The sequence below is a fragment of the Streptomyces sp. NPDC046876 genome, assembly GCF_040645035.1.
Lineage (GTDB): Bacteria > Actinomycetota > Actinomycetes > Streptomycetales > Streptomycetaceae > Streptomyces.
Genome location: NZ_JBEYXK010000164.1, coordinates 1 through 10228 on the forward strand (window position 1 = coordinate 1; position 10228 = coordinate 10228).

The following is a 10228-nucleotide window of genomic DNA, read 5'->3' on the forward strand; positions in this document are numbered from 1 at the left end:
GGGCCGCGCACCTGCACGTGTGGTTCTTCGCCCGGCCCGAGGGACAGGCCCAGTTGTACGGGTCGCGGCTGCCCGTCTGGGACGACCTCCTGCCCCAATACCCGGCGGATGTAGCCGAAGCGGACGCAACCGCCGTTGCCGACGCCCTGATTGCCTCGTACGGAGGTCGCCGCTCGGACCCCGACGGGCAGACGGAGCCCTGACCGCGGTCGCGGCCGCCGTCGAACAGCTGCCGCACCGGGCAGGGCTCCGTGCCGCCTGGTCGTAGCCGTAGGGAAGGGGGGCGGAGTCACCTGCGGGGCCCCCGCTCCGTCGCCCCCGCTTCCAGGTCAGACGAGGTTCTTCTCCATGGCGGAGACATAGTGCTTGATCGGGTGGTCACGCAGGCCGTCGCTGGCGGGGGCCAAGAGGTCGGCCGCGGCCCCCTTGAGCCGGTCGGCCAGCGCGCCCGTCAGCGGCATGGAGGAGCGGACGCGGCCGTCGGCGTCGATGTAGTGCAGAGTGTCGACGTGAGTGTAGGCGGGCTCGGGCGGCAGCTGCGGGACGATGTCGTTGTTGTTGACGTAGCGGTGCAGGCGGTCCTTGAAACTCTTGTTGCAGGAGGCAGCCAGGAGGCGGTCGCAGGTGCGGGGCTGGCCGTAGGTGTAGATGCCGTCGGCCTGCAGGCGCGGTTCTTCCAGGTACATGCGGCAGCCGGCGAGCATGGCGAGCGCGCCGCCGAGGCTGTGGCCGGTGAACCACACGCTCTGGTCGTTGTCGCGGAAGTCCGCGAGGGCCTCCTTGACGGTGGGGAAGATCGAGTCGAGGGCTTGGCCGAAGCCGTAGTGGATGTAGCCGGTCTTGCCCGGCCCGGGCCACGGGGGTGTGGTGGCGTCCGAGAGCCAGTCCCGGATCTGCGCGGGTTCGGTGCCCCGGAACCCGGTGATGATCATCTTGTCGCTGGCAATCGTAAACGCCTGCGTGTCCTCCAGCGGAAACGGAGGCGTGAACCGGGTGTGGTGGTGGCGCACTCGGTCGAAACCCCAGTCGCGAGCCTTCGCATCGATGGTGGTCTCGTCCTTGTAGGCAAGGTCCGCGGCCCGAACCATCCAGTACGCGAGCCGGGGACTGTGCTTCTTGGCGGTGTGATCGATCGTCGGCGGTACGAACACGTCATCTCTCCCGGCCATCGTGAACAGTACGCGGACACCGTCCGCCGACCGGCGGACGGTTGCCCGGCCGGTCTCATGGCGAACCGCGGTCCAGGTCGGCCGGCCGGCCGGGCAACCAGACGCTAGCCGTGCACCGACGCGGCTCCAGGCTGCCACCACCCCGGCGCTGTGCAGGAACGATCCCCCGCCACCCGGACGGACCATGGCTGCTCAGGACACGGGCCTCCCGCGCCTCAGGGCCGCCGACTGCCATGAGGTTCAGCGGTAGTCCTGGTAGATGGTCGGCGTGGGCCATTGCTGGTCCTGCGGATGGGAGGGGGGAAGGTACGCCCAGCCGGGATCGGTGTCGTAGCCGTTGCCCGGCGCGGTCGGTGGTGCAGGGACTGGGGGGGGCGGGGGGCTTGTGCTGGTACGGGAGCCGGGGGCCGTGTCGTACCAGTGGGGACCTGGAGACTGCCGTAGCGTTCCAGGCGCTGCCAGCGGAGGCGCGATCCGGCGATGGCGGTGAAAACGGACTGGATGACGACGAGGTACACCAGCTGGCGGTAGACGAACTGCTGAAGGGGGAGGCTCCACAAGGGTCCGGGGCGCTCGTCATCGAGGCGGAACGCGTACAGACCCATCAGCACTTGCAGGAGCAGGAACGCCGTCCACAGGCCCACGATACGCAACGGGTCGAGGAAGACGAGGCCGTGGACGGCGCACACGTCGACGACGGGCGCCAGCAGAGGCAGCAGGACCTGGAACATCAGGAGGTGCGACAGGCCGCGACGGCCGAGTTTGCCCGCCTGGCCGCGCTGGGTGAGGGCGCCGCGGTGCTTCCACATGGCCTGCAGGGTGTCCGTAGCACGAGCGGTAGCGCTGCTTCCACAGGGCGCCCAGTGAGGCCGGTGCCTCGGTCCACGCCTTGGCGCGCTCCTCGTAGACGACCCGCCAGCCGTCGCGGCACAGGGCCATGGTGAGGTCGGTGTCCTCGGCCAGGGTGCTGTCGCTGACGCCGCCGACGCGCAGCAGGGCCTCGCGCCGGAAGGCGCCGACGGCTCCGGGGACGGTGGGGACGCATTCCGCGAGGTCGAACAGGCGACGGTCGAGGTTGAATCCGACGACGTACTCGATGTGCTGCCGGCGTCCGAGCAAGCCGCCGCGGTTGACGACCTTGGCATTGCCGGAGACGGCGCCGACGCGGCGGTTGGCGAAGGGCTGGACGATCACCGGGACGGCGTCGGGTTCGAAGACGGTGTCGCCGTCGACCATGACGAGGAGGTTCACGAGGCCGCGGCCATCCCGGTGTTGAGCGCGGCGGGCTTTCCGGCGTTCTGCTGCCGGATGACCCGGACTCCGGGCAGTTGAAGGGCCTCGACGATGTCGGCGGTGCCGTCGGTGGAGCCGTCGTCGACGACGATGATCTCGACGGGATGGTCGGAGGCGAGGAGGGAGCGGACGGCGGCCTCGATGCCGGCGCTCTCGCTGTACGCGGGGACGATGATGCTGACGGGCTCGGTGACCGGCGCGCCCCAGGCCTTGCGGCGCATCCGCACGTGGCGCCGGGCGGCGGACGAACACGGCGATCGCACGCAACAGGCTGATCGCGCCGGCGGCCACAGGAGCCAGGAGATGCCGTCCAGGATCCAGTCGCTGGTACGCAGCGCGGTGATGAGGGCGAGCCCCTGCCACCGCTCGGATTGCGAGCAGCGCGGCGCTGCGACGTCGCACAACTCGTCGTCGTCCGGTACGGAACGCCAAATTCCGTGCGAGACGAGCCGCTCGTCGGCGTCGAGAAGCGCCTTCAGGACGGGCTCCGCCGGTGTTGCAGGCGCGCCGATCTCGGCCAGGAGCCTCACCGTTTCGGTGACCGCCCGCCAGCCCTCCTCGTGCAGGGGAAGGAGTTCGCGCAGCCGCGGGACGTACGGAGCGCCGGCCGGCCCCGGTTCCCCCAGCAGCGTGGCGGCGTTCCCCTGGCCGTAGGCTCGCCCAGCTGCGGGAGCAGCAGCGCGAGCGCGGGCTTCCCGGTCACCGGTCAACCGCCCGTACGCGAGGCGGGGCGTCGCGCAGGGCGTGCAGCCGCTCCTGTGGCACGGCAACGTGGAGTACCAGACCATCACCTACATGGTGAGCACCGGCAGCTCCGTCGAGTGCGTCAACGTCACCGCTCCGACGTCCACCGTCTCCGGGGTCCCCTGCTGACGGCCGCGCACCGACCGCGCGCGGGCCGGTACGGCGGGGTGCGACCCGCCGTACCGGCCCGGTGCGCACGGCGGCGCGCCCCAGGAGGGTGTCGGCTGTGCTCCCGGGTGTCCAGTCACCGGTCGCAGCGTAGGCGTCCAACTGGTCGGTGACCGGTGCGAACGCCGTCCGTCGGGCCAGCTCCTGGGTGAGCGCGCACTTGTACGTCCATGCCAGGGCCGGATCTACGACGACCCACGTCGTCTGCCGGCATCTGACCTGGTGTTCCCAGCGGGCGAGCCCGGCCTCCTCCAGTGCGGCCATAAGTTCGTGGGAGGCCTCCGGGGGATACAGGCCGGTCAGATGCCGGGCAGTCGAAGCCAGGCTCGGGGACGACCGCCAGGCGTTCGGTGAACCTGCGTCCCTGAACGGCGAATCGTGCGCGGAGCACCTCGGCGTTGCCCTGGACAGCCCTGATGAAGGCTGGCGCCACCGCCTCGGTAGCCGGCCGAGAGTCCTTATCGACGAGGAAGTCCGAGCCCTGGTTGAGTTCCCGGACGTTCCTCTCCCCCAGCCCGACCAACCGTGATCAGGCCCCGCAAAATGTCAGGGGAAGGCTTGCCCACGAACTCGGGCAAGTCGGAGGAGCGTCCCTTCTGGGTTTGGGCAAGCCGTGCTGACCGAGCTGGTCAGCACACGCCAGTTCTACGGAGCCGGGCGTCGCCCGGTGCGGGGGATCCTCTGTAGCTGCCCCCTGCCTCGGCCGGCCGCGGTGGCCGGCCGAGGCTGCTGCGAAGGCACCTCTGTCGCGTCAGACGTCGACCGGCTTGCAGGGGTGGCTCGTGCCGTCCCGGCTACGCCGCTCCGGTCATGCGGGCGAACACCACCACGTTGCTGTCGTAGTAGCGCTTCTTCGGGTCGAAGTTGCCACCGCAGGTGACCAGGCGAAGGCCGGCGTGGTCGAGGTTCTTGTACACCTCCAGCGTGGGGAACTCGGCCTTCGGGTATTCGGCGACCCGGTCCACCGTGAACGTGACCGTCTTGTTGTCCCGTCGGGTCACGTTGATGGTATCGCCGGCCTTCATCGTCTTCAGCTTCTCGAACACGGCGGATGCTCCGTTCCAGGTGACATGCCCGGCTATGACGGCCGGTCCCTGGGAGCCGGGGGTCGGTCCCGGCTCGTACCAGCCCGCGAGCGCGGGGTTCTTCGGGGTCTGCATGGTGCCGTCCTCGTTCTGCCGCAGGGTCTCCAGGGAGCTGGACAGGCCGAGGGAGGGGATCGTGATCTTCTGCGGTTCCGACCGGCCCAGGGCAGTCGGCTCGGCCCGGCCCGCACCCGTGTCCGCACCCGTGCCCGCACCCGTGCCCGCACCGCTGCGCGGTACGCCTGCGGATGACGCGGAGTCACCGCCGACGGGTGCCGGTTGTCCACCCTGGGCCTGCCCGTCACGGGCATGGGGATTTACCGCGTTCTGGCCGGCGCACCCCGCGAGGAGCAGTCCGGCGAGAGCGGCTACGGTCAGCGCGCCTGCGGTTCGGCAGCGGCGGGGACGTGTCGGCTTCACGCGCCGCCCCCGGTGGTCCCCTTGCGGGCGGAGACGGCAGGGGCCCGCTTCCGCGCGACGGCGACCGCACCGGCCGCCAGCGCGAGTGCGGCGACCGTCGCACCGTCGCGCACCGTCAGTGGCGCCGCTGCCTGCTGCGGGGAACCGCCGCCGGTCTCGATACCGCCGACGGGGATGGACCCCACGGCCGCGCCCTTGACCTCTCCGCAGTTGGTCGGAGCCGTGGCCTCCTGGGGCAGCTTCGGGTCGAGCTCGCTCTTGCCGGCGCCCTCGAAGTCGTACTTGGCGTTCTTGTTGCGGTCGATGCCGTGTTGTACGACATGCAGGTCCTTGATGTGGTCGACCACGTCCTGGCCCACGGCGATGGTCCGTTTGTAGGAGATCCTGCCCTGCTTGTCAGCGACGGGCATGCGCTCCACGGCGAGACCGCTGGTGGCTTTGGTGTCCCCGGCCGTGGTGAGCGAGATGTTGATGTCGCCGTAGTCGTGTGTGGCCTCGGTGTTGCTGAGGACCCCGTCGCCGTCGGTGTCGGCACTGGCGTCCGGGCAGTGAAAGTCGTGGCCCTTCGTGGAGCCGTGGAGATGCTGGGCCGACGGCTGCCCGGGCACCATGCCCTCGGACTCGACTTGCACCGTGAGTTGGTTCCCCTTCAGGTTGAGCATGACCGTGCCCCTGGAACCTGAGCCGTTCAGCTGCGTCAGGTCGATCTGGTATGCCTTGCCGCCCTCCGCGAGAGCCGGCCCGGAAAGCCCCAGGGTCAGGAACACAGCGGCGGGTACGGCGGCGAGTACCACGAGGCGACCGGGGCGCTTGGCTATCACATTCGCTCCTTTTCCAAGGATCCCCGTGACGGGAACCCCACATCGAACGGGGATGAACGAGCTCCTGAAGAGCGGGTCACTCCCTCTTCGTTGTCCCGATGCCCTCGGATGGGTTCTGACGGGAGGAATTTCAGGCGACTCCGGCAGCCGACCGACAGCCGTCTCTTGGGCAGCACACGATGAGAGCCTGACGCCCCGCCGAGTGCCACCCGTCTCTCTCAGCGCCCTGACCAGGCGGCCGCCTTCCGCAGTACGGCGCCACGACCGCGGTACGGCACCGTCCACAGCGTCTGCCCGCCTACGCCCGTGATCCACATCGCCCCTCATGGCCCGCCGCCTCACCGACGAGAGCACCGGCCGCGGGGATGTGTGGAGACGGTCTTGCCGCCTGCCGGGTGGGCCGAATGTCCCTGTAGCCGGCCTGGCGGCATACCAGCGGCCAGCTGTACCCGCTGCAGGACCCGCCGGGACCGTGTTCCGCTGCTGATACGTCTCGCGATCGAAGGCTGGCGGGTGATGGGTCTCGGTGAATCTCCCCACCTGACGCTCGGGGGTGGAACGGACCTGCTCACTCCCACCCTGGAACCCCCGGCCTCACCCGGTGGGGGGAGGGAGATCGTTCCGGTGGCCGACGCCGCACCGCCGCGGTCGATGCGACGTTCAGAACATGACGAGCGCTGAGCGGACGGCGAAGGCGCGCTGGAGCGCCTGGTGGCAACGGTGGCCGTGCTGGGTGGCCCGGGCGACGGTGCTGTGGGCGGTGCTGTATGCAGGCTTCGGCCTGGTGTGCGCGCTGACGGGAACCTCCTTGCTCTACCACGGCGGTGGCTCCGGGGCCTCCTGGCTGGGCTGGGCGGTCATGACGTTGGGTGTGTCGGCGGCGGTGGTCAGTGGGGCGGTGGTGGTGTACGGGCTGCGGCCGGCGCTGCGGGTGCTGCTCCTGGTTTTAGGTAGAAGGTCAGTCAAACTGTCCTATAGATAGACGACTTCGGCTGACCGGGACCACCTATCAGGCGCCTTCTCGGAGGTTGCCGAGCCGATGCTCATTCAGCGCTGGCGCGATCTCGGACTGATTGAGCGCATGTTCGCCGTCCTGGATACGCCACTGCAGACGTTGCACGGGCAGGGCGTCGGCTTCTTGGACTGCCAGATCGCCGAGCTCGCGCAGTTCTGCGCCTCCTTCCACGTGCTGAGAGCCCGCATCCTCATCCAGCCGTAGTCATCACGGAAGCGCGGTCACAGCCAGAATTCGAGATCCGCATCAGCCCAGCACACCAGCCCAGGCGCTACATCAATGGCCCGTCATATGGCCCGCCTGCGCTTCCGAATCGGCCTCGACCTCGGCGCCCGTACACCCGAGGAGACCGCCCTGTCCATCGGCGCGGAGATCGTCGCCCACCGCCGGGGCGGCAGCGGAGTGTCCCTGACAGGCGCGCACACCCCGATCCACCACGACACGGCGACCATGCAGGCGCGGCGCACCGGCTCGGTCGCCTGAGAGCCGTCGTCGTTCAGGCCTTCCTGAGCAGCTGGGTCATCGCGCGGCCGAACATGAGGCGGGCCGTCCGGTTCAGGACGCTGTCGAAGAGGCGGGGCAGGAAGCAGATGCGCAGCTCCTCCCGCCACACCACCCGACTGCGGCCCCCCGGCCCCGGCCGAACCTCGATCTCCGCCCAGCCCAAGACGACCCGTCCGACCACAGTTCCTCGAAGCATCTGGATCACCAGCCAACGCGCCGGCCGCGACCGCCTCAACCACGCCCAACTCGGAATGCAATGGACTCAGTAGCGGACTGGCCTGCGATGATGACAGCGTGCCAGAGCCAGGGACCACCGCCGTCGTCATTGTCTTGCCCGATGCCGCCCCGCTCCTCGATGCGGCGTGGCGTATCGACCCGGCTCTGGTGCGTCATGGCGTGCCCGCGCACGTCTCGCTCCTCTACCCGTTCGTGCCGGAATCGGCGCTGACAGATCAGGACGAGAAGGACGTGCGTTGCCTAGCGGCAAGTTTTCCGGCAGCTGATCTGCTCTTGGAGGAGGTCGTGACGGCGTCCGGCTTCATCGCCGTCACCGTTCCGGGACTCCAACCGATCGTCGATGCGTTCCACGCCCAGTGGCCCGGGTTGCGCCCGTACAGGGGCCGCTTCGGAGCGCAACCCGCAGCCCATATCACGGTCGCTATGGGCGCAGACAACCCGACAGCTGCCACCCATGTCCGCGCTGCCATCGGCAGCCTGCTGCCGATGTACACCCGCGCGGCGGCCATCCAGCTGGTGGTGCTGACGAAACAAGGCTGGCAGTCGCGGTTCACCGCGCCGCTCGGCGTCCCGGACAGGCGATGTAGCTGATCGTCCATGACGGGCGAGCGTCGCCTCATGGCGATGAGGCCGATCATCCGGTCCTCGGCGAGGATGCCCCAGCTCCACTGCGCCCTCGGCGTCTCGGCCGCCCGGGCAAGGTCGCTGCGGATCTTCTCCTGTGCTTGGTCGAAATCAGTTCCTTGGCGGTGGGGCGGTCGGCAGGGTCGGGGCCAGGCAGGCGGTGATGGTGGACTCGAAGTCGGGGAACGGCCAGGGCCGTACATCGCCCAGCGGGGTGGTGATGCCTTTGGCAATGACGGCCGGCTTGTCCAGGCGGTCGATGCTGAACAGGGAGGCGCCCAGGCTCCAGACGTCGGCGGCTAGCTGCGCCTGAACGTGTACGTCCGCCGAAGCCGCCACCGCCCGCGCCCCTGCTGGGGCCCGACCCGCGGCTTCCGGGTGTACCGCCTCGCTGGTGGTGCAGGCGGCTGCGCCGGCTGTCTGGGTTCGCAATCACCGCCGCCTGGCCCGTGTTCTCCCTGTCTCCACCGGGCTCCCCCGGCGCCTTTGACGGTGGCCTCCGAGTTGGTGACTCCAGGGCGTCACGTCGCCGGGGACGCCGTTGAACACTGCCGACGGCCGACTTCAACCTGGTGTGCGGTGAACAGCGCTTCGGTGACGAGGGGCCCTTCTGGATCAGTGCAGGGTCCCGCAACACCTACTTCTTCTCCGTCGGCGACTAGGGGCCGTGCCACATCGAAATGTATGACTTCAACAGCGGCCAGTGGCTCAAGTCTGCCAGCAGCCATGGCTGATCTGCGCAGGTAGCCGCCCAGAGTCGACCGGGCCGACCGAGCAAGTGCGGCCCGGAACGCTCTGAATCGTTGCGGAATCCCGAGCCGGCACTACTGAACTTGAAAGCGTGATGTCGGCTGTGTCCTACACCGCGCCCGCCGTGAACAGGGCGGTCCCGGGTCCCGGGTGCCCACCCGTCGCCCGAAGGCGTCCCGGCGCCTCCCCGGTGACGAAGAAGCAGCCGATGGCGAGGACCTACGCGGACAGGGTCCACGGGGCCGCCGGCACCGGGACGCCGAGTTCCGCTGCCGTCCCGGGAATTACTCCGACGGGCCGACGAACCGTTGCCCGACACCGTGTCCGTCCACTATGCCTGTTTGGATGGACGAGACCGAGTTACAGCCCTCCGGGATACACAGCGTCGACGCCTTCATGGCGGCCCTGCGGGCGCTCAAGGCCCGTTCCGGCTTGACCCTGCGACAGTTGGAGAGCCGGGCCAAAGCCCAGGGTGACGTACTGCCCCGCAGCACCGTCGCCGACCTGCTGCGCAGGCGTACCCTGCCCCGCCGTGAGACGGTCGCCGCCTTCGTCCGCGCTTGCGGGGAAGAGGCCGGATCGGCGCAGTGGTTGCAGGCCTGGGAGCGCCTGGCGAGAGCGGACCCCGCCGCAGACGCCGGCGGCGACAGGGGTGGCGCCGAGGAGCAGACACGGCCTGCGGGAACCGGGATGCGGGGGAGAGCCGTGCTGGTGGTGGCCGCCGTGGGGCTGACGGGAGCCGTCGCGGCGGGCGTTCTGCTGGACCGGGACCAGGCCGCCCCGGGTCCGCCCGCGACGGGTGCCACTGGAAGCCGCCTTCCCGGGCTCCTCTCCGTGCCCTCCGCCGGGAGCTGGGCCCGCATCCGCCCCGCGCGGACTCCGGAGCTGTGCCTCACGGCGGGCAAGGAGCGCTCCGGGCGGTACGGATCTGAGGTCGCGGTCCAGCGCCCCTGCACGGAGCCCGGCCCGCGCACGTTCCTGCAGCCCGTCGGAGACGACGTCGCCTCCATCAAGTGGGAACATCCCACGAGCAAGGTGATGGGCTGCCTGACCGTCCTCGACAGCGGTCCGGCCAAAGGGCTGGTGGAGCCGCAGGACGACTGCAGTGACGGCAGGGACGCGCAGCTCTTCCGGATTGAACACTTCGGCGCGACGGCGGAGGGCTACCGGCTGAGGAGCGCCCGTACCGCACTGTGCCTGGGCGTCCTCGACGGTGAGACGGTCGCCGGAGCCGAAATCGTCCCCCAGCCGTGTGGCGATATGCCCGGCCAGCGCTTCCTGGTGGACTTCCTGTCCCTGACGTCGTGACAGCAGCCGTTTGCTGTCGGCGCGTCAGGCGGCGGCCCGCTGCGCAGGGCCTCGATGAACCAGGTGAAGACGGGGGCGAGGCTCGCCACG

General features: G+C 69.7%; 9 protein-coding genes and 5 pseudogenes. 7 read left to right on the plus strand and 7 right to left on the minus strand.

What is annotated here, in order from left to right:
• A pseudogene (locus ABZ924_RS37000) lies at positions 1–203 on the plus strand (hypothetical protein); the annotation flags it as partial.
• A 126-nt stretch (positions 204–329) separates the two neighbouring features.
• On the opposite strand, the gene ABZ924_RS37005 reads toward ABZ924_RS37000, so the two are convergent.
• Together ABZ924_RS37005 and ABZ924_RS37010 are read right to left on the minus strand one after the other, a co-directional pair.
• Positions 330–1088 (minus strand): lipase family protein, encoded by a 759-nt coding sequence (locus tag ABZ924_RS37005; protein ID WP_361919890.1) that lies wholly within the window; start codon positions 1086–1088, stop codon positions 330–332.
• Positions 1089–1384: 296 nt separating this feature from the next.
• A pseudogene (locus ABZ924_RS37010) lies at positions 1385–2668 on the minus strand (glycosyltransferase family 2 protein); the annotation flags it as partial.
• Between the two features lie 538 nt (positions 2669–3206).
• Here ABZ924_RS37010 and ABZ924_RS37015 point away from each other — a divergent pair.
• Complete coding sequence (locus ABZ924_RS37015) at positions 3207–3335, plus strand: hypothetical protein (RefSeq protein ID WP_361919875.1); 129 nt, start codon at positions 3207–3209, stop codon at positions 3333–3335.
• Positions 3336–3416: 81 nt separating this feature from the next.
• Here ABZ924_RS37015 and ABZ924_RS37020 read toward each other — a convergent pair.
• From ABZ924_RS37020 to ABZ924_RS37030, 3 genes and pseudogenes are all read right to left on the minus strand, one after another.
• Positions 3417–3836: pseudogene (locus ABZ924_RS37020) on the minus strand (DUF6236 family protein); the annotation flags it as partial.
• A gap of 332 nt (positions 3837–4168) precedes the next feature.
• A complete protein-coding gene (locus ABZ924_RS37025; RefSeq protein ID WP_361919877.1) occupies positions 4169–4879 on the minus strand; it encodes a class F sortase in 711 nt (236 codons plus the stop codon).
• A complete protein-coding gene (locus ABZ924_RS37030; RefSeq protein ID WP_361919879.1) occupies positions 4876–5700 on the minus strand; it encodes a hypothetical protein in 825 nt (274 codons plus the stop codon). The genes ABZ924_RS37025 and ABZ924_RS37030 overlap by 4 nt, the downstream gene beginning before the upstream one ends.
• 667 nt (positions 5701–6367) lie before the next feature.
• Here ABZ924_RS37030 and ABZ924_RS37035 point away from each other — a divergent pair.
• From ABZ924_RS37035 to ABZ924_RS37045, 3 genes and pseudogenes are all read left to right on the plus strand, one after another.
• Positions 6368–6682, plus strand: a complete 315-nt coding sequence (locus ABZ924_RS37035; RefSeq protein WP_361919881.1) for a hypothetical protein — start codon at positions 6368–6370, stop codon at positions 6680–6682.
• Positions 6683–6739: 57 nt separating this feature from the next.
• Positions 6740–6919, plus strand: a complete 180-nt coding sequence (locus ABZ924_RS37040; protein WP_361919883.1) for a hypothetical protein — start codon at positions 6740–6742, stop codon at positions 6917–6919.
• A gap of 87 nt (positions 6920–7006) precedes the next feature.
• Positions 7007–7198, plus strand: a pseudogene (locus tag ABZ924_RS37045) (XdhC/CoxI family protein); the annotation flags it as partial.
• Between the two features lie 13 nt (positions 7199–7211).
• Here the strand turns inward: ABZ924_RS37045 and ABZ924_RS37050 are convergent.
• Positions 7212–7394 (minus strand): annotated as a pseudogene (locus ABZ924_RS37050) (SRPBCC family protein); the annotation flags it as partial.
• Between the two features lie 119 nt (positions 7395–7513).
• Between ABZ924_RS37050 and ABZ924_RS37055 the strand changes: the two are divergent.
• Positions 7514–8047 (plus strand): 2'-5' RNA ligase family protein, encoded by a 534-nt coding sequence (locus tag ABZ924_RS37055; protein WP_361919885.1) that lies wholly within the window; start codon positions 7514–7516, stop codon positions 8045–8047.
• 144 nt (positions 8048–8191) lie between these two features.
• Here ABZ924_RS37055 and ABZ924_RS37060 read toward each other — a convergent pair whose 3' ends face one another.
• Positions 8192–8419, minus strand: coding sequence for a hypothetical protein (locus ABZ924_RS37060; RefSeq protein WP_361919886.1), 228 nt, complete (start codon positions 8417–8419; stop codon positions 8192–8194).
• A 756-nt stretch (positions 8420–9175) separates the two neighbouring features.
• Here ABZ924_RS37060 and ABZ924_RS37065 point away from each other — a divergent pair.
• Positions 9176–10138 (plus strand): RICIN domain-containing protein, encoded by a 963-nt coding sequence (locus tag ABZ924_RS37065; RefSeq protein ID WP_361919888.1) that lies wholly within the window; start codon positions 9176–9178, stop codon positions 10136–10138.
• The last annotated feature ends 90 nt before the right edge of the window (positions 10139–10228 follow it).